Below are 21,577 nucleotides of genomic sequence, written 5' to 3'. Positions count from 1 at the left end.
GTGGCCGCGTCGGCCAGGCTGACGCGCATCGCATCGCCGGCGCTGCGCGCCTGCTCGGCCGCGGCCAGCAGCTCGGCATCGCAGCGGGCATGGTCGCCGCGGTCGACGGCGATCGAGGACAGCAGCCAGTGGGCGTCGGCGCAGCCGGCGCCGTCGCCGTGCGCGCACAGGGTGGCGTGCGCGGCCATGGCCAGGCTTTCCGCCGTATCGAGCGCACCTTGCAGCCATGCAACTTCCGCCTGTACCAGCTGCAGGCGCGCCTGCGCGCTGGCCAGGGCTGGCGCCGGCAACTGGGCCTGGGGCAGCAGGGCGCCCGCTTCGGCCGCGTAGTGCTGCGCCTGCAGGCAGTGACGCTGGCGCAAGTGCCATGCCAGCTGCATCAGCAAGGGCAGGCGCTCCAATGCGCGCAGTGGCCGTAGTGTGTCTTCCCACTGAGTAATGTCATGTTCGAGTGCGAACATTTCCATCCGAAATCTCCCGCAAGGCGATGGTGTTGGCCAGCGGCCAGTGGCACCTATTGGATCGCATTGTAAGCTGCATTCGGATGCAGTTGTTTGGCCAACTCGACAGTATTTTGCGCGCGCGGTATTTCAATGCGTGCAAAGCAGGCGGGGCGTGCGCCAGCCCCTGCCGGCTGGTGCCCGCCCCGTGGACGGCGCGGCGAGGGGGTGCTGGCCCGTCGCCGTGCTGCTTGCGCGGTGCTGCCTGTTTTAGCGGCCGGCGAAGTGCACGGTGCTGGCGGTTTCGCCCGCCTTGGCGACGGCACCCGGAATATTACTCAGTCCGGTAATGGCGATGACGTCGCCATCGTTGCGAAATTCCAGGCGGGTGCCGCTGGCCGTTTCAAAGATGCCTGGCGCGCGGCCGAACAGCTCCACTTCGGGCTGGCCCTTGATCTGCGTGAAATAGCGGTTCACTTGCTGGCGCAGCTGCAGGGTATCGCCCGTGTCGAGCTTGTAGCTGTTGCCGTACTGGCTGAATTCCTGCGGTGCCAGTTTGTAGGCCTTGCCGGAAACCTGGACCTTGTCCTGTTCGCCGATTTCCAGCGCGCTGGCGCTGAGGCAAGACAGGCCGAGGGCGAGGGTGACGCTACCGAGGGCGAGGGTACGCGAGAACGATGCTTTCATGATTTCACCTTGTGATCGAAACGTTAGTTGGAGTTAGACCAATGTTGTCTCCAGCAGGTTCGCTGGCGGGGACAATGCCAAGGTAGCAAGCGGACCGGTGCCATGCCAGTGCAAAGCGATGAAACGCAGGAATCCGGCGCTGAAGCGCGAAATCGGACGATGGACGGTTTTGGAATGAATGCTGGAAAGTTGCCTATACAACGGAATTTAATTCTGTCCTATTTGCAATAATGGTATTTTTGTCGGCGTGGCGCCCGCTCTGCCGGCGGGCGCCAGGTGTGCTCAATACAGGGTTTGCGCCGACTCGTGCAGCAGCTGGCCGTACAGGGTATGGCGCATCTTGGCGATCTTGCCTTCAGACAAGGCTTGCAGGATCGCGCACTGCGGCTCGATCAGGTGGCGGCAGTTGTAGAACTTGCAGCCGCCCAGGTAAGGCTGGAATTCGCGGAAGGCCCGCTCCAGCATGCCTTCGGACAGGTGGTACAGGCCGAATTCCTGGAAGCCGGGCGAATCGATGATGGAACTGTTCGCGCCCAGTTCGTCGAGCTTGTACAGGCGCGTAAACGTCGTCGTGTGCTTGCCCGTGTCGAGCGCGGCCGAGATTTCGCGCACGGCGATGTCGGCGTCCGGCACCAGCAGGTTGATCAGCGACGACTTGCCCATGCCCGACTGGCCGATGAGGATGGACGACTGGCCCGCCAGCAGCGGCGCCAGGGTGGCCACCGCGTGTTCCGGTTCCGCGCGCGCCGACACTTCATGCACGGGGTAGCCCAGCGAGGAATACGGCAGCAGGCGTTCGCGGGTCTTTTCCAGCGAGGCCGTCACGTCCGTCTTGTTGAGGATGATGCGCGCCTCGATGCCGGCTGCGTCGGCCGCCACCAGCGAGCGCGAAATCAGGTCGTCGGCAAAGCCCGGCTCCGTGGCCACGACGATGAACAGCTGCGTCAGGTTGGCGGCCAGCAGCTTCGATTTGTACTGGTCCGAGCGGTACAGCAGGGTCTTGCGTTCCTCGATGCGGTCGATGACGGCCTGGTCGCTGGAAGTGCGCGTCAGGTGCACGATGTCGCCCACGGCCACATTGGTTTTCTTGCCGCGCGTTACGCATTGCAGCTTGGCGCCGTCCACGTCGGCCAGGTAATGGCGACCGTGGGCGGCGATGATGATGCCCGTCAACTTGCCTTCGCTCATGGGGTCACCTGGCTGCTCTGGTAGATGAGGTCGGCCTTGGCGGCGCAGATGAAGTCGTTTTCGGACAGGCCGCCGGCGCCCTGGTTGACCGAGTGCGTGTCGTAGCGCACGGCGCAGGTTTTGTAAGTAATGATGAGCTCCGGATGGTGATCTTGGGTATGGGTCATATAGGCCAGGGCGTTCACGAACGCCAGGGTCTGGTAGTAATTCCTGAAGCCGAAGTCGCGGCACAGCTTGCCATTTTGCAGCGTCCATAGGGGCAGCAGGGCGTGCAGGGTGGCGACGTCCGTGTCGCCCAGCGCCTGCTGGCGCGGTGCGCAGTTCAGCCGGGCCAGGTCTTGCGAGGTCGCTGGCGTATTCATGCGGAAGCCCCTTTCAGGTGGCGGATGCGCACGCTGGCCGGCGGATGCGAGTCATAGAAGGCCGAGTGCAGCGGGTCGGGCGTCAGGGTCGAGGCATTGTCCTCGTACATTTTCACGAGGGCCGATACCAGGTCGTCCGCCTGCGTGTGCGTGGCGGCAAAGGCGTCGGCCTCGAATTCGTGCTTGCGCGAGCTGAGCGAGGTCAACGGTCCCAGCAGGAAGGTGAAGACGGGCAGCACCAGCATGAACAGCAGCAGGGCCAGCGCATCCGTCGGCTGGCCCGTGAGCGCCAGGGCGACGGGATCGATGCCCAGGCCACCGTAAAACCACGGCTGCGTCTTCAGGTAGCCCAGCAGGGCCAGAAAGCCCAGCGAGACGGCGAACATCATGGCGATGCGCTTGACGATGTGCTTGAGCTTGAAGTGGCCCAGTTCATGCGCCAGCACGGCTTCGATTTCCTGCGGCGCCAGGCGCGACAGCAGGGTGTCGAAGAAGACGATGCGCTTGTTGGCGCCAAAGCCCGAGAAGTACGCATTGCCGTGGGCGCTGCGCTTCGAGCCATCCATGACGAACAGGCCTTTCGAGGCGAAGCCCACGCGCTGCATCAAGCCTTCGATGCGGCTTTTCAGCGCTTCGTCGGCCAGCGGCGTGAATTTGTTGAACAGGGGGGCGATGACGGTAGGAAACAGCACCATCATCAGCAGCTGGAAGCCGCTCCAGACGAACCACGCATACAGCCACCACAGGTCGCCCGACTTGGCCATCAGGGTCAGCACGACCCAGATCAGGGGCAGGCCGATGGCCGCGCCCAGGCCCACGCCCTTGAGCATGTCCGTAAAGAACAGCTTGCGCGCCATGGTGTTGAAGCCGAAGCGCTGTTCCAGCACGAATTGGCGGTAGTAATCGAAGGGCAGGTCGATCAGGCCGGAAATGACGGCAAAGGCGGCGATCAGGCCGATCTGGTACAGCATGGGCGAGCCAGAGCCCATCCATTCATTCAGGTGCAGCGCCAGCCATTGCAGGCCGCCCAGCAAGGTAAAGCCGATCAGCACGGCATAGTTGATCAGCAGGGACAGCAAGCCGAACTTGGTCTTGGCCACCGTGTAGTCGGCTGCCTTCTGGTGCGCGGCCAGCGGGATCTTTTCCGCGAATTCGGCGGGCACGGCGGCGCGGTGCGCCAGCACGTGGCGGATTTGCCGCGAAGCGAGCCAGAAGCGCACGGCCAGGGTCAAAACGAGGACGGATACAAACAAAATCGAAAACGCGAGTGAATACATTCTGTGCCTGTGAGAAAATGGCTGATTATTTAGTTTGATTAGGCCAAGAGAGAATTATGTCACAAGCGACCGATTTAGCCGCACCCGCCGTCCTGCCACGCCCAAATGAGATGAACCTGGTGTGGGTCGACATGGAAATGACGGGTCTGGAGCCCGATACCGACCGCATCATCGAGGTGGCGGTAGTGGTGACGGACATGCATTTGAACCTGCTGGCCGAAGGCCCCGTGTTCGTGATTCATCAATCGGATGAAACCCTGAACAAGATGGATGCCTGGAACAAGGGCACGCACGGCCGCTCCGGCCTGATCGACAAGGTGAAAGCGTCGACCGTGACGGAAGCGCAGGCGGAAGCGGAACTGATCGCGTTCCTGAAGAAATATGTACCGGCTGGCAAGTCGCCCATGTGCGGCAACACCATCGGCCAGGACCGCCGCTTCATGGTGCGCGGCATGCCGAAGCTGGAAGCGTTCTTCCACTACCGCAATGTTGATGTATCGACATTGAAAGAGCTGTGCAAGCGCTGGAAGCCGGAAATCGCCACCGGCTTCAAGAAACACCAGAAGCACACGGCCCTGGCCGATATCCTGGAATCGATCGAAGAGCTGAAGTACTACCGCGAGCACTTCATCAAGCTGTAAGTTGAAAACGCCTCACAAAACCTACTGCGCGTCGGTATAGGCGGCCTGCGATGCTCACCGGCTCGGCGCCCCCGTACTTCGTACGGTTGCGCTTCTTAGCCACCTCTCCCTTCCGCTCGCTACGGTTTGTGAGGCGTCGCGAAGGTTCTGTTACATCGTATCAAAGTCAAAATCGAGGGTGGACCAAGCGCCATCCTCGCCTTGCCACTGCAGCGCAAACGGTCCCGTTTGCCGCAAGTCCGTGATCCACACGGTTGCTCCGGGTTCGCGGAAATACGCCGTGCACTGCCCGAACGGCTGCTCCAGCCGGCACAGCACCAATCCCTCGCCCGCCACGGCGCACCATTTTTCTTGCGCATCGATCAGGGCCACGGCCGGGTCGCCATAGAATTCGCCCACGCTGGCTTGCCGGCCATCGGCCGCCGTCGCCCTGGCATGTTCGTAGTCGTGCGTGACGACGTGATGCGCGCTGCGCGCCAATTCCTTGCCTGTCATGCGCTCTCCACGGTGGGCCAGACGGTTTCCTGGTCGGCGCGCGCCTCGGCGATCAGCCATTCGCAGAATGCGTGCACGAGGGGCCGCGTTTCCGCCTGGGGCGAACGCAGCAGGTAATAGCAGTGGGGGCCGCGCACCGCGTGTTCGAACACGCGCACCAGGCGGCCCGAGCGCAAATCATCGCCGATCAGGGGACTGGCGGCAATGGCCACGCCCTGGCCGCTGGCGGCCGCATCGAGGCACAGATAGGTGTGCGAGAAGCGCGCGCCGCTGTTGCCGCTATTGCCGCTGTAATGCACGCCGCAGCTGTGCAGCCAGCGCGTCCAGTCGATTTCGCCGGGCAGGTGCACTTCCGGCTCGTCGTGCAGCAGCGGGTAGCGCAGCAGGTCGGCGGGCTGGCGCAGGCTGGCTGCGTTGGCGCGGAAAGCGGGGCTGCAGACGGCGGAAAACCATTCTTCCATCAACAAATCCACTTTCAGTCCCGGATAGCGGCCCGGCCCCAGGCGGATGGCCACGTCCACGCCGTCGCGCGCCAGGTCGACCGGGTGCATGGACGCCAGCACGCGCAGTTCGATCTGCGGATAGCGGTCGCGCAGGCGGCCCAGGCGCGGCATCAGCCAGCGCGAGACGAGCGAGCTGGTGGCCGTCACCGTGACCACCTTGTCATCGCCCTGGCGCCGCGCCTGCTCGGACACGTCGGCCAGCTGGTTGAGGATGGGCCCCAGCGACGCCGCATAGCGCTGGCCCGCATTGGTGAGCACCACGCCGCGCGGCAGGCGCTGGAACAGCACGATGCCCAGCCACGCTTCCAGCTGTTTCACATGGTGGCCGATGGCGCCGGCCGAGACGTGCAATTCTTCGCCCGCGCGCTGGAAGCCTTCATGGCGGGCGGCCGCCTCGAAGGCGTGCAGGGCGGCGAGCGGTGGCAAGGGACGTGACATGGCACTCTTCAAGAGATTGAGCCTCAGTAATATTTGGCCTATCCGTGAAGAATATTGGTTTGTTTCATTTTGCGCAAGCGAATATGATGCCGGCTATGCGTGAAGCGACCCGCAATAGGATTCACGCATGCATCATCTTCCGGCCTTGCTTGGCATTTATATTTACAACGCCTGGAAAATCACTGCGCGACGCGCAGCAGGTTTGCCCAGGCGTACTCTAAGAGGTTTAGTCATGTCTGATCGCCGCGCCGTTGCGCTGGTGTTGCTGTCGGCCGCCGGTTTCGGCAGTTCCGCAGTGTTTGCCAAGGCGGCATATGCGTCCGGGGTCAACCCGTCGACCATGCTGGCCTTGCGTTTCGTTATCGCCGCCATGCTGCTGCTGCCGCTCGTGTGGCTGGGCGGCTGGCGCTTGCCGCGCGGCCGCCTGCTGGCCGGCTACATGCTGATGGGACTGATGTACACGGCCCAGTCGCAAGGTTATTTCAATGCGCTCATGTATGCCAGCAGCGGCCTGTGCGGCATGCTGCTGTACGTGTATCCCGTGCTGGTGACCATCCTGGCGCTGGCGATGGGCTGGGAAAAGCTGGACCGGCGCATGCTGGCGCTGCTGGCGCTGGCCATCGCCGGCATGGCCACCACCCTGGGCGGCAAGCTGCAGGGCCAGCCCATCGGCATCGCCCTGGCACTGATGGCGGCCGGCGTGTACGCCGTGTACATCCTGTTTGGCAACAGCCTGTCGAAAAGCCGCGAGAATATTCACCCATTGGCCGCCTGCGTGGTGATCCTGGGCACGGCCGGCCTGTCGAACAGCGCGATTGCCTTGTGGCAAGGCGTGTCTCTGCCGGGCACGGCGACGGGCTGGCTGGCCGTCAGCGCCATCGCCCTGTTCTCGACGGCCATCGCGATCGCCGCCTTCTTTGCCGGCGTGGCGCAGATCGGCGCGGCCAAGGCGTCCATCATTTCCACGTTCGAACCCGTCATCACGATGGCCTTCGGCGTGACCTTGCTGAAAGAGTCCGTCAGCGGCACGCAATTGCTGGGCGGCGCCATGGTGCTGGCCGCCGTGGTCCTGCTGGCGCAGCGTCCCGCGCCCAAGCCGGCGGCCATGCCGGCCGTGCAGGCCAGCGCCTGATCCTGTTTTCCTGAACTGATCGGCTGTATCGATCGGTCTCCTTTGGCGCCGCGACGGGTTTCCTGTCGTGGCGCTTTTTTTTGTCTCTCTCCCTGCCGTGGCACGCGCACGCAAATAAGTCTTGATTGCGAATGATTCTCATTTATAATTGATTTCAAGATTCCCCCACCACCAGCCAGCCCATGCCAGCCAGTGTTCGCCTTGAAAGGAGACACCGTGTTGAGCACGTTCCCCATTTGCAATACCGAGCTGGTCGCCAGCGAATTTGCCCGCCTGCGCCGCGAGAAAAAAGCCCGCCACCGCGACATCGCCGAGGAGCTGGCCATTTCCGAGGGCGAGCTGATTGCCGCGCATGCGGGCCTGTCGCTGGGCGACGGCGCCTTGCTGGGCGCCGAGCGCCTGCAGGCCGACTGGCCCGCCATCATTGCCGCCCTGGAACCGCTGGGCGAAGTCATGGCGCTGACGCGCAACGCCTCGTGCGTGCATGAAAAGACGGGCGTCTACCGCAAGACCAGCCACAACAACCATATCGGCCTGGTGCTGGGCGGCGACATCGACTTGCGCGTGTTTTACCGCCACTGGGCGCATGGCTTTGCCGTGCGCGAGATGGGCGAACACGAAGTGCAGCGCAGCCTGCAATTTTTCGATGCGGCCGGCCACGCCGTGCACAAAATCTTCCTGAAACCGCACAGCGACCTGGCGGCGTACGACGCGCTGGTGGCGCGTTTTGCCGACGCGGACCAGGCGGCCGGCATTGCCGTGACGGCGCCGGCGGCCCCGCCGGCGGAATTGCCCGACGCGCAGATCGACGTGGCCGGCTTTCGCGCCGCCTGGGCCGACTTGCGCGACACGCATGAATTTTTCACCCTGCTGAAAAAGTATTCGGTGTCGCGCCTGCAGGGCCTGCGCCTGGCCGAAGCGCGCTTCGTGCAGCAGCTCGACAAATCCTGCGTGCTCGACCTGCTCAATAGCGCCGCGCTTGAAAAGGTCGCCATCATGGCCTTCGTCGGCAATGCCGGCATGATCCAGATCCATTCGGGACCCGTGCACAAGATCGCCGTGATGGGGCCGTGGATCAATGTCCTGGACCAGCGCTTCAACCTGCATTTGCGCGAAGACCATATCGCCAGCGCCTGGGTGGTGAAGAAACCCACCGTCGATGGCCTGGTGACGTCCGTGGAACTGTTCGACGCCAAGGGCGACACCATCGTCATGTTCTTCGGCGAACGCAAGCCGGGCGTACATGAGCTGTGCGAATGGCGCAACGTCGTCGAGCGCGTGCTGCAGGAGGGCGAATTATGCGCCGCATGATCGCCGCCAGCGTGGCGCGCCGCATCGCGCTGAAAAAAATGGGAGCGGGAGCGCTGGCCCTGGCCACGCCGATGCAGGTGCTGGCCGCCGTCAGCGACGCTGGCAAGCCGCTGGTGAAAGCGCGGCGCATCGTCAGCGTGGGCGGGGCCCTGACGGAAATCGTCTATGCGCTCGACGCGCAGGGCGAGCTGGTGGGCGTCGATACGACGTCGCTGTATCCGGCCACGGCGCAGAAGCTGCCGCAGGTGGGCTATGCGCGCACCCTGTCGGCCGAAGGCGTGCTGTCGCTGGCGCCCACGCAGCTGATCGCCACCGACGAGGCGGGGCCGCAAACGGTGCTGCGCCAGGTGCGCGACGCGGGCGTGCCGGTGGCGGTACTGAATGCCGATAACAAGTTCGAAGGCTTGCTCGACCGCGTGAAACAGGTGGGCCGGATCACGGACCGCGTGGAACCCGCCGCGCGCCTGGCGCACAGCCTGCAGCAGCAGTGGAGCGGCGCCCTGGCCAAGGTCCGGCAGCGCCAGCATGCGCCCGTGCGCGTGCTGTTCATCCTCGCCCATGCGCCGAACCAGGTGATGGTGGGCGGGCGCGAGACGGGCGCCGACGCCATGCTCGCGTATGCGGGCGCCGTCAACGTGATGGGCGGGCAGGGCGGCTTTGCCGGCTACAAGCCGCTCACGCCGGAAGCCGTGATCGCCGCGCGGCCCGACGTCGTGCTGGTCACGGACCAGGGCTTGAAGGCTTCGGGCGGCGTGGACGGCATCCTCAAACTGCCAGGGCTGGCGCAGACGCCGGCCGGGCGCAGGCACCGCATCGTGTCGCAGGAAGCCATGCTGCTGCTGGGCTTTGGTCCGCGCATGCCGCAGGCGCTGGCCGAACTCGATGCCGCGTTCGCGCAAGCCATGGCCGCATGAACGTGCGCGCGATGACGCCGGCTGTGTCCTGGCGCATGTCCTGGCATTTCCGGCGCTGGGGCGCCCCCGGGCTGCTGGCCGCGGCGCTGGCCGCCGGCTTGCTCCTTGCCGTGCAGGCGGGCGCCGTGCCCGTGACCCTGGCCGACTGGCTGGCGCCCCTGCAGGCTGGCGGCGAGTCGCTGTCCGGCGGCGCGTTTGTGCTGTGGCATATCCGTCTGCCGCGCGCCCTGTTTGCCGCGCTGATCGGCGCCGCGCTGGCGCTGGCCGGCGGCCTGACGCAGGGACTGTTCCGCAATCCGCTGGCCGATCCTGGCCTGCTGGGCGTGAGCAGCGGCGCCGCCTGCGCGGGCGCGGCCACCATCGTCTTCACCGCCAGCCTGCACGTGGCGCCCGAGCTGCGCGTGTGGCTGCTGCCGGCCGCCGCGTTCGCGGGCGCCATGCTGATCTGCGTGCTGCTCGACCGGGTGGCCCGCTGGGCCACGCCCGGTTCCATCGTCGGCCTGCTGCTGACGGGCGTGGCGCTGAACGCCATCACGGTGGCCGCCATGGGCTTGTGCATCTACCTGGCCAGCGACGACCAGTTGCGCACCCTGACTTTCTGGACCCTGGGCTCGCTGTCGGCCGGCAGCTGGCGCCAGGTAGCGGCCTTGCTGCTGGTGCTGGCCGGCGCGCTGTGGGCCACGCGTTTCCTGATGCGCTCATTGAACGCGCTGGCGCTGGGCGAGGCGCAGGCCCTGCACGTGGGCATCGACGTGGGCCGCTTGCGCACTCAGGTGATCGTGCTGGTGGCCGTGCTGACGGGTTTTGCCGTCGCCTGGTGCGGCGGCATCGGCTTCATCGGCCTGATCGCGCCCCACCTGGTGCGTACCTGGCTGGGGGCGGACCAGCGCCGCGTGCTGCCGCTGTCCATGCTGATGGGCGGCTTGCTGCTGCTGTTGGCCGACACCCTGGCCCGCACGGTGGCCATTCCCGCGGAAGTCCCCGTCGGCATTTTCACGGCCCTGCTGGGCGGGCCATTTTTCCTGATGCTGTTGCGCCGTTTCCGCCACGGCAGCGCCTGAAAGGATGCACATGACGCCGATACTGGAACTTTCCTTCGCCACCATGCAGCTGGGCCAGCAGTATTTCGGCCCCTTCAATGTGCAGGTGGCGCCGGGCGAGTGCGTCGCCATCCTCGGCCCCAGCGGGGCGGGCAAGTCGACCCTGCTCAAACTGATGGCGCGCGAACTGCATCCGCAGGCGGGCACGGTGGCGTTCGCGGGCCGGCCGCTGGCGCAGTGGCCGCTGGCCGAACTGGCCCTGCGCCGCGCCGTCCTGCCGCAAGGCTCGAACGTGGCCTTCGGACTGCCGTGCGAGCTGGTGATCGGCCTGGGACGGGTGGCGCGCCTGGTCGACCCGCTGCTGGGGCAGATCGTGCAGGACGCGGCCGCCCTGGCGCACGCCACGCATTTGCTGGGCCGGCGCCTGGACACCCTGTCCGGCGGCGAGCAGGCGAGGGTGCAGCTGGCGCGCATCTTCGCGCAGATGTGGGACGTGGAAAACGGCTTGATCCTCGTCGACGAACCGCTGGCGGCGCTCGATCCCGGCCTGCAGTTCGATTTGCTCGACAGCCTGCGGCAGTTTTGCGCCGCGCGCGGCCACGCCGTCATCGCCATCCTGCACGACATCAATCATGCCTTGCTGGGCTTCGAGCGGCTGCTGCTGGTGCGTTCGGGCCAGCTGGCCGCCGACATCGCCAGCGGTGCCGGCGCCGTGCCGGCGCTCGCTGCGCTGTACGGCATCGCCCTGACGACGGCGACCAACGGCGATGGCGACGTGTGCGTCATCCCTGCCAGAAGCGCCGTCCGCAGGGCCGCCTGAGCAACTCACTCACTTACTCACTCACCACACGTCGGCCGCGCGCGGCCGCGCCATCTGGCCGCTGCCCAGCAGCCACACCATCAGGGCGTCGGCTTGTTCGCGCGTGGCCGCCACCTCCTGCAGGATGCCGAAGGCTTTCATGGCGCCGGCCGCCATGGCCTGCATCTGCACGCGTTTCTGCGCGTCCCCCTCGACCGATACGAGGCCCCGGCAGATGGCGGCCAGCGCCACCTTGTTGTGCTTGAGCCACAGGCCGCGCCGCTTGCGGTCCACGTGCGCTTCCTCGCTGCGCTCTTCCTCGAACAGCAGGACGAACGGCTCGCCGTGGCGCAGCAGCGCATCCATGTCGTTTTCCCACAGCGGGGCATAGCCGGTGACGGCCGTTTCAGGGCGAAAGCGCACGATGGGAAAGTCGCTGACGTCGTGGATGGAAAAATGGGCGGGATGCGGTTTCATGGCGTGCTTCCTTGCGATGGGGTTGAAAATGCCTGCCAGCCGCCGCCCAGCGCCTTGTAGACCTGGACCAGCGACAGCGAAGCGGTGGCACGGCTGTCGACCAGCGCCGCCTCGTTGTTCAACAGCGTGTTTTGCACATGCAGCACGTTGATCAGGTCCGTGCCGCCCTGGCGGTACTGCAGTTCCGCGCTGCCCAGCGCCCGCCGTCCCTGTTTGACGGCTTCATCGAGGCTGGCCTGGCGGCGGGCGTTGGCCTGGTAGTCCGAGAGCGCATCTTCCACCTCGTGCCAGGCGGCCAGCACCGTCCGGCGGTAGGCGATGGCCGCTTCCTGCTGCTGCGCCTCGCGCAATTGCAGCTTGCCGCGCAGGCGGCCGCCATCGAACAGGGGCACGCTGAAGCCGGGGCCGAAAGCGAAGCGCTTGGCGTCCCAGCCGATGTCGGACAGCTGCATCGCTTGCAGGCCGACGCTGCCCGACAAGGTAATGCGCGGATAGAAATCGCCGTGCGCCACGCCGGCATCGGCCGTGGCCACGTGCAGCTGCGCTTCGGCGCGGCGGATGTCGGGACGCCGTTCTGCCAGGCCGCTCGGCACGCCCAGCTGCACCTGCATGGCCACGGCGGGGATGGCCATGCCGGCCGCCAGTTCCGCCTGCAAGGCGCGCGGCGGCAGCGCCAGCAGGAGGCACAGGGCATTGCCCAGGCGCGCTTCGCGCTGCTGCAATGGGGGCAGGCGCGCTTCGATGGTGGCCACGTGGGCCGCTGCCTCGGCCTCGTCGAGCTGCGTCGCCACGCCTTCGCGCAGGCGGATGCGCGTCAGGTCCAGGGTATGGCGGGCGGTATCGAGCAGCTGCTGCGTGATGGCCAGGGTCTGCTGCGCGCCGCGCAGCTCGATGTAGTCGCGCGCCGTCTCGGCCAGCACGGCCAGCAGCACGCCGCGCTGCGTTTCCAGCGCCACTTCGACCCGCGCGTCGGCCGCTTCCACTTCGCGCCGCACGCGGCCCCACAGGTCCAGCTCCCAGGCCGCATCGAGGTTGCCTTGCCACAGGCTGTAGGCGGATTGGCCGTTGTGGCGCGACGGGTCGCTCAAGCCCTGTTCGCTGTTGCGCGCGCGGCTGACACCGCCATTTGCACCGAGGGACGGGCCCTGCACGGCGCCGATGACGCCCCGCGCGGCGCGGCTTTGTTCCAGCCGGCTGGCTGCCGCCAGCACGTCGAGGTTGGCGCCGGCGGCGCGCTGCAGCAGGGAGGACAGGGTGGCGTCGCCAAAGCCGTCCCACCAGCGCTGCTCGATGGCGGCATCCTCGCTGGCGGCGAAGCGGGCATGCTGCGCCTGGCGCCATTGCTGTCCCAGGTCGTTGTGCGGGCGCTGGAAATCGCTGCCGACGCTGCCGACGCTGGCGCAGCCGGCCAGGCCCAGTGCCGTGACGAGTATCAGTGCTTTCATCGCGCGCTCACCTGCTGGATGTCCTGACGGCGCATGGCCGTATCGATGCGCACTTCGGCCGACATGCCCACGCGCAGGCGGCTGTCGCCGTCCTGGCCGGGATCGAGCGCGATCCTGACGGGGATGCGCTGCACCACCTTGGTGAAGTTGCCGGTGGCGTTTTCCGGCGCGATGGCGGCAAACGTGACGCCCGTGGCGGGCGCGATGCTGTGCACCGTGCCGCGCAGGAGCACGCCCGGATAGGCGTCGACGGCGATGCTGGCGCGCTGGCCCTGGCGCACGCGGGTCAGCTGGGTTTCCTGCAGGTTGGCGACGACGAACGTGCGGTTCAGGGGCACCACGGCCAGCAGGCTGGCGCCGGGAGCCACCAGGGCGCCGACGCGCACGGCGCGGCGTCCCACGGTGCCGTCAATGGGGGCGCGCAGCTGCGTGTGCGACAGGTCGAGCTCGGCCCGTTGCAGGCCGGCGCGGGCGCGCAGCAGGGCCGCCTCGGCCGCGCCTTGCTGCGCCTGCAGAATTTCCGTCTGCTTGCGGGTGGCGACGAGGGCGGCGCGGTTTTGCGCCAGGCGCGCGCGGCTCACGTCGAAGCGCGATTGCGCCTGCTGCGCGCTTTGCACGCTGCCCGCGCCCTGGCCGGCCAGGTGCGTCGAGCGGGCCAGCTCCTGCTGCGCCAGCTTGTCTTCCGCCTGGTTGGCGTCGACCAGGGTGGCGGCTTGCTCGATCACCGATTGCTGGCGCTGCACCGTGGCGCGGGTCGTGGCCAGCTGGGCTTCGGCGCTGGCCACGTCGGCGCGCGCCGAGGCGACGGCCGCCTGGTAGTCGCGGTCGTCGATGCGCACCAGCAGCTGGCCCGCCGTCACGCCCTGGTTGTCCGCCACCAGCACTTCCCGCACGATGCCGCCCACCTTGGGCGAGAGCACGGTGTAGTCGGCGCTGACGAAGGCGTCGTCGGTGGCTTGCTCGTCGCCGGGGGAAAGCAGCAGCCGCCAGGCAGTGAAGGCGAGGGCGCAGGCCAGCAGGGCCAGGCCGAGAAGAAATGCGCGCGAGCGCAGTATGGGTGTTTGCATGGTGAAGCTCTTTCGTAACAATGGAAATCAGGCTGCGCGCGGCGGAAAGACGCGCGTCGGCAGGATGGGAATGATCAGAATCATGGCCAGCGCGATGGCGGCCACGGTGAGGTACAGGTCGGACGAGGTCAGGGTGACGACTTGCGCATGCATGCGCTGCGCCAGGCCCGGCACGTCCACGGCGCCGGGCAGGTTGCCCAGGCGTTCGCTGAGCACCGTCGAATGAAAATGGTTGCGGCGCGTGATCAGCGCCTCGAGCACGCCGGTGGCGACGACGGCCGACATGCCCTTGATGGTGTTGAACCAGGCCGAGGCAAACGGGCCATCCTGCGGCGCCAGTCCCGTGGTGGCCAGCAGCAGCAAGGGGATCACGGCCATGGGCTGGGCGAAGATCTGCACCGCCTGCAGCAGGTAGAAATGCGTGCGTATCCAGTCCGGCGACATGCGCGCGCCCAGCACGCAGGACAGGGCCAGCAGGGCCAGGCCGATGGCCAGCACCCAGCGGCAGTCGACGGCGCGGATATTGCACAGGGCGGCCACCAGCGGCAGGGCGACCAATTGCGGCAGCGCCACCATCAGCATCACGGGCGCCGTCTGCAGCGGGCGGTAGGCGTGCACCTGCGCCAGGTAGGACGAGGGAATCAGGATCACGGCCAGCAGCACGAACAGCACGCCGCCCAGGGTCAGCAGGGCGTGGCTCAGGTTGCGCCGTGACAGCAGCTGCAGCTTGAAGAATGGCAGCGGATGCGACCATTCGTTGAAGAAGAACAGCACGAGCAGCAGCAGGCCGCCGCCCAGCAGCACGCCGATCAGCGGCGAGGCGAACCACGCCAGGCGCTCGCCCTGCAGCAATCCCACCACCAGCATGCTGATGGCGGGCAGGCCCAGCAGCAAGCCGCGCCAGTCGAACTGGTGCAAGCGTTCCAGGCGCAGCGGGTCTTGCGGCAAGCCCCAGGACACCATCAGCAGGGCGACGATGCTGCCCGGGACGACTTGCCAGAACGCCCATTGCCAGCCCAGGTATTCGGTCCAGAAGGCGGCCAGCGGCGTGCCCAGGCTGGGGCCGAAAGTGGCGCTCAGCGCGTAGCCGCCCAGGCCATACAGCTTGATGTCGGGCGGCAGGAAGCGCAGCGCCACCGTCATCAGCATGGGCGGCAGGGCGCCGCCGGCCGCGCCCTGCACCACGCGCAGGACGAGCAGCACGGACAGGTTCGGCGCGAACGGACACAGGACGCCGGCGGCCATGCAGACGATGATGGCGGCGGCCGTCAGGCGGCGCAGCGAAAAGGTGACGGAGCACCATGGCGCAAACGCCATGGCCGATACCGAGGCGGCCGCATACAGGGCGACGAGCCAGCTGGCGTCGTCGCGCGCGATGCCCATGGCGCCGCGGATGTCGGCCAGCGCGACCTTGGTGATGTTTTCATTCAGGCCGGACACCAGCACGGCCAGCAGCACGCCGGCCAGGCCCGTGGCCAGGCGCAGGCCGAAGACGGCCGGTGGCGGGGACGGCGCGGCCGCGGGGACGGCGCCGGAAATGGGTGCAGCAGACACAGGGAACTCCGTGGATGAGTATCAGTCCACGCAGTATAGGTAGCCGTCAATCTTGTGAAAATTGATAATTGATGAAGTCTGGATTGCGTCTGGCGCAATGATGGGTAGGGGGGCCTATGGGGCCGACCCCGGTCTTTGTCGTTGGGCTTGTTGTCTGGCTGGTGGGTTCACATCCCCCCAGTCAAATGCCGGGGTCAGACCCGGAAGGGTCCGACCCCATGCACAAGTCCTTGATCATGCGGCGCAGCCAGCGGTGCGCATGGTCGTGGTCCAGGCGCGGGTGCCAGGCCTGGAACACGTCGACCTTGTCGACGGGGATGGGCAGCTGGAACTGGCGCAGGCGCAGGCCCAGGCGCTCGACGATGGGCAGCAGGGGCGTGGGCATCAAGGGCAGCAGCAGGCGCGAATCGGCGACGGCGAAGATGGCCGACTGAAAATTGGGCGTGATCAGCGAGACCCGGCGCATGTAGCCCCGCTCGGCCAGGACGGTATCGAAGGGGCCGCGCGCCAGGCCGCGCCGCGACACGCTGATATGTTCGTATTCGGTAAAGCTGTCCAGGTTGATGGGGCTGTCGAAGAGCGGGTGGTCGCTGCGGGCGATGCCGACAAAGCCGGTGGAAAACAGATGCTGCAGCTTGATGTCGGGCGCAAAGGCGCGCCGCGCGCTGATGTACAGGTCGATGCGGCCGGAGTGCAGGGCGTCGTTTTCCGTGGCGCCGTCGCCTTCGGGCACGAAGCGCAGCACCGTGTTCGGCGCATGGCTGGCCAGCAGGTCGCGCAGCTTGCCGCCGTAGGCGCCGACAAACACGTCGTTGGCGCACAGGCTGAAAGTGCGCTCCAGGGTGCGCAGGTCGATTTCGCGGCCGGAGGTGAAGACGGCGTGCGCCTGCTCCACCACGCCGCGCACCTGCTCGCGCAATTCCAGCGCGCGCGGGGTGGGCGCCAGGCCGCGCCCGGAGCGCACGAAGACGGGGTCGCCGATGGCGTCGCGGATGCGCGCCAGGGTACGGCTCATGGCCGGCGCGCTCAGATTCATGCGCCGCGCGGCAGCCACGGCGCTGCCTTCCTCGAGCAGGATATCGAGGGCAACGAGCAGGTTCAGGTCGGGGAGTTTCATGCGGCGATTATAGCCCGGGGGCCAATGCCGGCGCTGCGCCGGCAGGACGCCGGCGCAGAGGGGATGCTGCTGCGGGATTACTCGGCTGCCGGCTCGGCGCCGCAGCATTTCTTGAACTTCTTGCCGCTGCCGCAAGGGCAGTCGTCGTTGCGGCCCACTTTCGGCTCTTCGCGCTTCATGGTCTGCACGGGAGCCTTGCGGCGCGGTACCCAGAAACGGTGGATGGCCGGCAGGTTTGCTTCCAGTTCCTGCGCCAGCTTGTGCGCCTTGACCGGGTCTTCCACCAGTTTCAGCTCTTCTTCCTTGATTTCGTCGGCGCCCAGCAGGTAGATCGGCTGCATCAGCTCGGCCACTTCGGAATCCCAGATCTCGTTCCACGAGCCGGGACGCAGTTCCATGCCGTCCCAGAAGCCCCAGCACCAGGCTTCGGCGTCGATCAGGGTCTGGCCTTCGTAGTCGTGTTCGACGAACAGGGCTTCGAATTCCTTCGGCGCCACTTCAAACGTCACCAGCACTTCGTTCATGAAGCGCATGATCAGGTTGACGATGCGCTCTTCTTCCTTGCTGTTCTTGAATTTCGGCGCATCTTCGGCATCTTCGCCCCACACGCGCGGCAACCACTCGGCCGGCATGATCGGCTCCGGGCCGATGGCGACGGCCGTCAGATAGCCGTGCAGCATATCCATGGTCATCGCGTCCTCGGAGCAGCGCTCCGACAACAGGAATTGGTCTAATTCGTCGAATTCTTTTTCTGATAATGGCTGTTCGAGTTGCATGGCTTGCTCTTTGATTGAATGTAAGCCGCCAGTATACGCCTTGCGGCGCTTCATCACCGAAGTGTTTGCACCGGCGGCCCGCGCGCGCCTTACAATGTCGCTTATGCACAATGAAAACCAGCCGCACGCGGACGACCGGCCCGTCCATCCCTTTTCCGCCCTGAGCCCCGATTGCGTGCTCGATGCGCTCGACAGCGTTGGGCTGCGGGGCGATGGCCGTCTGCTGGCGCTCAACAGCTATGAAAACCGCGTCTACCAGGTGGGCATCGAAGACAGCGCGCCCCTGGTGGCCAAGTTCTACCGCCCCGAACGCTGGCGCGACGCCGCCATCCTGGAGGAGCACGCGTTCGTGTCCGAGCTGGTCGAGCGCGAAATCCAGGTGGTGCCGGCGCTGGAAATCAACGGCAGCACCCTGCACCGGTACCAGGGCTACCGCTTTGCCGTCTTCCCCCGCCACGGCGGACGGGCGCCCGAGCTGGACGACCCGGCCACCCTGGAATGGATAGGGCGCTTCATCGGCCGCATCCACGCCGTCGGCGCGCTGTCCGCGTACAAGGAGCGCCCGGCGCTCGACCACCACACGTTTGGCGTGGAGCCGCGCGAATTCTTGCTGGAGGGTAATTTCCTGCCGCCCGAACTGCTGGCCGCCTATTCCAGCGTGGCGCAGCAGGCGCTCGACGGCGTCAGGCGCTGCTATGACCGCGCGGGCGACGTGGCCGTGCTGCGCACGCATGGTGACTGCCATGGCGGCAACGTGCTGTGGACGGACGCGGGCCCCCATTTCGTCGATTTCGACGACAGCCGAATGGGCCCGGCCATCCAGGACCTGTGGATGATGCTGTCGGGCGAGCGCAGCGACCAGGTGCGCCAGATGGGCGACATCCTGGCCGGCTACGAAGACTTTTGCGATTTCGACCCGCGCCAGCTGTACCTGGTCGAAGCGCTGCGCACCCTGCGCCTGATCCATTATTCGGCCTGGCTGGCGCGCCGCTGGGACGATCCCGCCTTCCCCGTCGCCTTCCCGTGGTTTAACACGCAGCGCTACTGGCAGGACCGCATCCTGGAATTGCGCGAACAGGTGGCCTTGATGGATGAAGCGCCATTGTGGCCTGTTTAAGCGCGCGATAAAACGCCCATGGCGGCGTTGCATTGCCTAGGCGTACTATTCGTACTGCCTTCGGCAATGCGCCTTGCCCTGAGCATTTTCTCGGACGTTTAAATCCCTGGCAAATCCTGAAAAGAGCGGTAAAAGCGGCTCTTCTTGCCGCGCTGATTTGTGCATGCCTGCTCGATAATGGTGTTAATAAATTCCCATAAGCAACGGAATTCACCCGAATAAGCGAGAAATCATGCAAGCACAGCAAAACCAGCGCCAGGCCGCCTCCCTCACCGTCGCCTATTCGGCCGACGACGAGTTCGACCAGGACAGCATCGTCTCGCTGCATGATTTCAAGGACCTGGAGCGCAAGGCGGAAGCGCCCGCGCCTGCTGCGCCAGCCGCCGAGCTGCCTGCGTCCCAGCCGCCAGCGGAACCGGGAGTCGAAGCCGCCCCCAAGGCGCCGGCCGCGGAACGCCAGAAAATGGAATTGAAAGCCATCCACGAGGCGATTGCCCGCGTGGAAGCGGAAGCGAAAGCCACGTGTGCCGCCGAAAGCCGCGCGCTGGCCGAGGCGCGCGTGCGCTCGCTGGCCGAGGACCGCGCCGCCATCGACGCGGCCGCCGCCGCCGCCGCGCAGCAAAATGCGCAGGCGGCCGAAGAGGCTATTGCCGCCAACCGCGAACGTCTCGATACCATGCGCGCCGCCGCGCAAGCCAGCGTGGCCCGCCTGGAAGCGGTCAAGCAGGAGACGGCCGAACTGCGCGCCCGCGTGGAATCGGACAATGAAATCCGCCTGGCCGCCGAACAGCGCGCGCGCGCCGAACAGGAAAGCCGCTTGCGCGCCAGCGAGCAGGTAGCCGTGCAGTCGGAACTGGCCGAGCAGGCCGCCCGCGCCGCCGAAGAACTGCAGGCGCAGACGGAGCAGGCGCGCCTGCAGGCCGTCGAGCGCGTCGCCGCCGTGCAGGCGGCCAAGGAAGAAATGGTGGGCATCGCCTCGGCCGACGCCAGGGTCGCCGTGCTGGCCCGTGAGCGCGAGCGCCATGCGCATGGCGCGCGCCAGACGGCGCAGATGCTGGCCGAAGCGGAAAGCGAAGCGCTCGATCTGACGGTGCAGCGCGAGCGCGCCGACCAGATCGCGCTGGAATCGGCCTTCAACCGCGCCGCCGCCGAAGTGCGCGCCCTGGAAGAAGCGCGCGCGCTGGCGCACCTGGAACAGGAACGCGAAGCCATCGCGCTGGCGCAGGCGGAATCGGAACGCCACGCGGCGCAGTCGCTGCGCCTGCGCCTGCAGACGGAAAAGGAATTGCGCGACGCGGCCATCCACCGCGAGCGCCTGGAAATGGTCGCCGTGGCCAGCGCGCAGGCGCGCCGCGATGCCGATGTGCGCATCCTGGCCGCCACCGAGGCGCGCATCGAGGTGGACCGCCAGCTGCGCGCCGTGGCGCTGGCCCGCGTGACGGCGGAACAGGATGCGGAAATCGCCGGTCACGCCAAGCTGGAAGCGGAAACGGCGGCACTGGAACAGACGAAGGCCCGCGAAGCGGCCGAGCAGGCAGCCACCGTGGCGGCAGCGCGCGAACTGGAAGAGCAGCAGCGCGCCGCCAGCCTGGCGCAGGAACGCGCGGAACTGGCGCGCCAGGCGGCGGAGCTGGCCGCAGGCCAGAATGCGGCCGAGCAAGCCGAGGTCGATGCCGGCGCGGCTGCACTGGCTGCGCAGGAACAGGCAGCGCAGCTGGCGCAGGAAAAAGCCGTGCAGGCGGCGCAAGTGCTGCAGGCGGAGCAGGAGCGCGTGGCTGCCGAACAGGCCGCCATCGCCGCCCTGAAAGAAAAACTGGCAGCGGAAGCGCTGGCGTGCAACGCGGCGCAGGAACGCATCGCCGCCGAAGGCGCGCAAGCGGAACTGCTGCGCGGCCAGCACGCGGCCGAGCAGGCCCTGCGGGAAGCGGCGGAAAAGGAAGCCGATGCCATCCGTATCTTGATGGACCAGGCGCTGGTCGAAGGCGAGCAGAAAGCGGCCGCCGCGCAAGCCGTGCAGGCGCAGGCGCGCCTGGCCGTGGAACTGGGGCAGGTGCACAGCGAGCGCGCCCGCGTGGAAGAAGACAAGGCGCAAGCTGCCGAAGCGCTGCTGGCGTCCGAGCGCGATTTCGTCGCTGCCGAGCGCGAGTCGCTGGCCCTGATCGCGCAAAAACTGGTGCAGCAGCGCCAGACCAGCAGTGCCGAAGAGCGCGCCTCGCAAGCGATTGCCGGCCGCCTGGAAGCGGAAAAGCAGGCGACGGCGGCAGCCGAAGCGCGCGCCGCCCTGGAACAGCAGGCGCTCGACGCCATGCGCCAGCGCGAACAGCTGGAACTGGCCGCGCAGCAGGCCGCCAGCGAGAAGCTCGCCGCGCAACAGGCCTTGCTGGCAAATGCCCAGGCCCACGCGGCCCTGCAGCGCAAGGCTGCCGAGACCACGCGCGCGATGGCGGCGGCCAAGCAGCAGTTGCTGGAACTGGAGATGGAGCGCGCGCAGCAGCAGGAGCGCGAACTGGCCGCCCTGCGCGCCAGCCTGGAACAGCCGCAAACGGTCTTTTCCAGTTCCTTGAACGCCGCCCGCGCGAAAGCCGAGCAGGTCAGCTCGGCCAGCCTGACGCGCGAAGTGATCGAGCGCTTGACGCAGCCGAATGAATCAGCCGGTGCCGTTTGGCGTTCGCGCTAGGCAGGATACCGAACCAAACCTACTGCGCGGCGCGCTTTGCGCCCGGCGATGCTCACCGTACTAGAGTACGGTTGCGCTTCTCGGCCACAAATCACTGCCGCTCGCTACGGTTTTGTTCGA

General features: G+C 66.8%; 20 protein-coding genes and 1 pseudogene. 8 read left to right on the top strand and 13 right to left on the bottom strand.

Annotated elements, in window-relative coordinates; genetic code table 11:
* From GCN74_RS18710 to GCN74_RS18690, 5 genes and pseudogenes are all read right to left on the bottom strand, one after another.
* Nucleotides 1-467, bottom strand: a pseudogene (locus GCN74_RS18710) (GGDEF domain-containing protein); the annotation flags it as partial.
* Nucleotides 468-710: 243 nt separating this feature from the next.
* Complete coding sequence (locus GCN74_RS18705; RefSeq protein ID WP_152258064.1) at nt 711-1,127, bottom strand: hypothetical protein; 417 nt, start codon at nt 1,125-1,127, stop codon at nt 711-713.
* Nucleotides 1,128-1,409: 282 nt separating this feature from the next.
* Entirely contained in the window at nt 1,410-2,315 is a 906-nt protein-coding gene (gene rsgA, locus GCN74_RS18700; protein ID WP_152258063.1) for a ribosome small subunit-dependent GTPase A, read from the bottom strand.
* A complete protein-coding gene (locus GCN74_RS18695) occupies nt 2,312-2,677 on the bottom strand; it encodes a 4a-hydroxytetrahydrobiopterin dehydratase (protein ID WP_152258062.1) in 366 nt (121 codons plus the stop codon). Before GCN74_RS18695 ends, rsgA begins: the two co-directional genes overlap by 4 nt.
* On the bottom strand, nt 2,674-3,954 hold the full coding sequence (locus GCN74_RS18690; protein ID WP_152258061.1) for a M48 family metallopeptidase: 1,281 nt from the start codon (nt 3,952-3,954) through the stop codon (nt 2,674-2,676). The genes GCN74_RS18695 and GCN74_RS18690 overlap by 4 nt, the downstream gene beginning before the upstream one ends.
* Before the next feature lie 56 nt (nt 3,955-4,010).
* Here GCN74_RS18690 and orn point away from each other — a divergent pair, with 56 nt between their 5' ends.
* Nucleotides 4,011-4,595 carry an oligoribonuclease gene (gene orn, locus GCN74_RS18685; protein WP_193317150.1) on the top strand — a complete coding sequence of 195 codons (585 nt, stop codon included), beginning with the start codon at nt 4,011-4,013 and terminating at the stop codon, nt 4,593-4,595.
* A 150-nt stretch (nt 4,596-4,745) separates the two neighbouring features.
* Here the strand turns inward: orn and GCN74_RS18680 are convergent, their stop codons facing one another.
* Together GCN74_RS18680 and gcvA are read right to left on the bottom strand one after the other, a co-directional pair.
* Nucleotides 4,746-5,090, bottom strand: coding sequence for a hypothetical protein (locus tag GCN74_RS18680; RefSeq protein ID WP_152258060.1), 345 nt, complete (start codon nt 5,088-5,090; stop codon nt 4,746-4,748).
* Nucleotides 5,087-6,031, bottom strand: coding sequence for a transcriptional regulator GcvA (gcvA, locus tag GCN74_RS18675; protein ID WP_152258059.1), 945 nt, complete (start codon nt 6,029-6,031; stop codon nt 5,087-5,089). Before gcvA ends, GCN74_RS18680 begins: the two co-directional genes overlap by 4 nt.
* Before the next feature lie 232 nt (nt 6,032-6,263).
* Here gcvA and GCN74_RS18670 point away from each other — a divergent pair, with 232 nt between their 5' ends.
* The 5 genes from GCN74_RS18670 to GCN74_RS18650 all read left to right on the top strand — a co-directional run bounded on the left by GCN74_RS18670 (nt 6,264) and on the right by GCN74_RS18650 (nt 11,248).
* Complete coding sequence (locus tag GCN74_RS18670) at nt 6,264-7,163, top strand: DMT family transporter (RefSeq protein WP_152258058.1); 900 nt, start codon at nt 6,264-6,266, stop codon at nt 7,161-7,163.
* 219 nt (nt 7,164-7,382) lie between these two features.
* Nucleotides 7,383-8,474: a hemin-degrading factor gene (locus GCN74_RS18665; RefSeq protein ID WP_152258070.1), complete on the top strand. Its 1,092-nt coding sequence runs from the start codon at nt 7,383-7,385 to the stop codon at nt 8,472-8,474.
* Complete coding sequence (locus GCN74_RS18660) at nt 8,462-9,388, top strand: heme/hemin ABC transporter substrate-binding protein (protein ID WP_152258057.1); 927 nt, start codon at nt 8,462-8,464, stop codon at nt 9,386-9,388. The genes GCN74_RS18665 and GCN74_RS18660 overlap by 13 nt, the downstream gene beginning before the upstream one ends.
* Complete coding sequence (locus GCN74_RS18655; protein WP_152258056.1) at nt 9,385-10,449, top strand: FecCD family ABC transporter permease; 1,065 nt, start codon at nt 9,385-9,387, stop codon at nt 10,447-10,449. The genes GCN74_RS18660 and GCN74_RS18655 overlap by 4 nt, the downstream gene beginning before the upstream one ends.
* Nucleotides 10,450-10,459: 10 nt before the next feature.
* Nucleotides 10,460-11,248, top strand: coding sequence for an ATP-binding cassette domain-containing protein (locus tag GCN74_RS18650; protein ID WP_152258055.1), 789 nt, complete (start codon nt 10,460-10,462; stop codon nt 11,246-11,248).
* Between the two features lie 21 nt (nt 11,249-11,269).
* On the opposite strand, the gene GCN74_RS18645 is transcribed toward GCN74_RS18650, so the two are convergent.
* From GCN74_RS18645 to GCN74_RS18620, 6 genes are all read right to left on the bottom strand, one after another.
* Complete coding sequence (locus GCN74_RS18645) at nt 11,270-11,704, bottom strand: hypothetical protein (RefSeq protein WP_193317149.1); 435 nt, start codon at nt 11,702-11,704, stop codon at nt 11,270-11,272.
* On the bottom strand, nt 11,701-13,149 hold the full coding sequence (locus GCN74_RS18640) for an efflux transporter outer membrane subunit (RefSeq protein WP_152258054.1): 1,449 nt from the start codon (nt 13,147-13,149) through the stop codon (nt 11,701-11,703). Before GCN74_RS18640 ends, GCN74_RS18645 begins: the two co-directional genes overlap by 4 nt.
* Nucleotides 13,146-14,216 carry an HlyD family secretion protein gene (locus GCN74_RS18635; protein WP_152258053.1) on the bottom strand — a complete coding sequence of 357 codons (1,071 nt, stop codon included), beginning with the start codon at nt 14,214-14,216 and terminating at the stop codon, nt 13,146-13,148. The genes GCN74_RS18640 and GCN74_RS18635 overlap by 4 nt, the downstream gene beginning before the upstream one ends.
* Before the next feature lie 27 nt (nt 14,217-14,243).
* Entirely contained in the window at nt 14,244-15,770 is a 1,527-nt protein-coding gene (locus GCN74_RS18630; RefSeq protein ID WP_152258052.1) for an MFS transporter, read from the bottom strand.
* Between the two features lie 181 nt (nt 15,771-15,951).
* Complete coding sequence (locus tag GCN74_RS18625; protein WP_152258051.1) at nt 15,952-16,887, bottom strand: LysR family transcriptional regulator; 936 nt, start codon at nt 16,885-16,887, stop codon at nt 15,952-15,954.
* Nucleotides 16,888-16,964: 77 nt separating this feature from the next.
* Entirely contained in the window at nt 16,965-17,663 is a 699-nt protein-coding gene (locus tag GCN74_RS18620; RefSeq protein ID WP_034785080.1) for a UPF0149 family protein, read from the bottom strand.
* A gap of 103 nt (nt 17,664-17,766) precedes the next feature.
* Between GCN74_RS18620 and GCN74_RS18615 the strand changes: the two genes are divergently transcribed.
* A complete protein-coding gene (locus tag GCN74_RS18615; RefSeq protein ID WP_152258050.1) occupies nt 17,767-18,780 on the top strand; it encodes a serine/threonine protein kinase in 1,014 nt (337 codons plus the stop codon).
* A gap of 232 nt (nt 18,781-19,012) precedes the next feature.
* Nucleotides 19,013-21,457, top strand: coding sequence for a hypothetical protein (locus tag GCN74_RS18610; protein WP_152258049.1), 2,445 nt, complete (start codon nt 19,013-19,015; stop codon nt 21,455-21,457).
* Nucleotides 21,458-21,577 lie beyond the last annotated feature (120 nt).

It is taken from the genome of Janthinobacterium sp. FT14W, from assembly GCF_009208755.1.
In the GTDB taxonomy this organism is placed as follows: domain Bacteria; phylum Pseudomonadota; class Gammaproteobacteria; order Burkholderiales; family Burkholderiaceae_D; genus Janthinobacterium; species Janthinobacterium violaceinigrum.
Note: the sequence above shows the minus strand (reverse complement) of the source record. Positions and strands in the feature narration are given on the sequence as shown.

What these genes read in the sequence shown, in the direction of transcription:
- GCN74_RS18705 (WP_152258064.1), bottom strand. Translation starts at nt 1,127, where the DNA reads ATGAAAGCATCGTTCTCGCGTACCCTCGCCCTCGGTAGCGTCACCCTC.
- rsgA (WP_152258063.1), bottom strand. Translation starts at nt 2,315, where the DNA reads ATGAGCGAAGGCAAGTTGACGGGCATCATCATCGCCGCCCACGGTCGC.
- GCN74_RS18695 (WP_152258062.1), bottom strand. Translation starts at nt 2,677, where the DNA reads ATGAATACGCCAGCGACCTCGCAAGACCTGGCCCGGCTGAACTGCGCA.
- GCN74_RS18690 (WP_152258061.1), bottom strand. Translation starts at nt 3,954, where the DNA reads ATGTATTCACTCGCGTTTTCGATTTTGTTTGTATCCGTCCTCGTTTTG.
- orn (WP_193317150.1), top strand. Translation starts at nt 4,011, where the DNA reads ATGTCACAAGCGACCGATTTAGCCGCACCCGCCGTCCTGCCACGCCCA.
- GCN74_RS18680 (WP_152258060.1), bottom strand. Translation starts at nt 5,090, where the DNA reads ATGACAGGCAAGGAATTGGCGCGCAGCGCGCATCACGTCGTCACGCAC.
- gcvA (WP_152258059.1), bottom strand. Translation starts at nt 6,031, where the DNA reads ATGTCACGTCCCTTGCCACCGCTCGCCGCCCTGCACGCCTTCGAGGCG.
- GCN74_RS18670 (WP_152258058.1), top strand. Translation starts at nt 6,264, where the DNA reads ATGTCTGATCGCCGCGCCGTTGCGCTGGTGTTGCTGTCGGCCGCCGGT.
- GCN74_RS18660 (WP_152258057.1), top strand. Translation starts at nt 8,462, where the DNA reads ATGCGCCGCATGATCGCCGCCAGCGTGGCGCGCCGCATCGCGCTGAAA.
- GCN74_RS18655 (WP_152258056.1), top strand. Translation starts at nt 9,385, where the DNA reads ATGAACGTGCGCGCGATGACGCCGGCTGTGTCCTGGCGCATGTCCTGG.
- GCN74_RS18650 (WP_152258055.1), top strand. Translation starts at nt 10,460, where the DNA reads ATGACGCCGATACTGGAACTTTCCTTCGCCACCATGCAGCTGGGCCAG.
- GCN74_RS18645 (WP_193317149.1), bottom strand. Translation starts at nt 11,704, where the DNA reads ATGAAACCGCATCCCGCCCATTTTTCCATCCACGACGTCAGCGACTTT.
- GCN74_RS18640 (WP_152258054.1), bottom strand. Translation starts at nt 13,149, where the DNA reads ATGAAAGCACTGATACTCGTCACGGCACTGGGCCTGGCCGGCTGCGCC.
- GCN74_RS18635 (WP_152258053.1), bottom strand. Translation starts at nt 14,216, where the DNA reads ATGCAAACACCCATACTGCGCTCGCGCGCATTTCTTCTCGGCCTGGCC.
- GCN74_RS18625 (WP_152258051.1), bottom strand. Translation starts at nt 16,887, where the DNA reads ATGAAACTCCCCGACCTGAACCTGCTCGTTGCCCTCGATATCCTGCTC.
- GCN74_RS18620 (WP_034785080.1), bottom strand. Translation starts at nt 17,663, where the DNA reads ATGCAACTCGAACAGCCATTATCAGAAAAAGAATTCGACGAATTAGAC.
- GCN74_RS18615 (WP_152258050.1), top strand. Translation starts at nt 17,767, where the DNA reads ATGCACAATGAAAACCAGCCGCACGCGGACGACCGGCCCGTCCATCCC.
- GCN74_RS18610 (WP_152258049.1), top strand. Translation starts at nt 19,013, where the DNA reads ATGCAAGCACAGCAAAACCAGCGCCAGGCCGCCTCCCTCACCGTCGCC.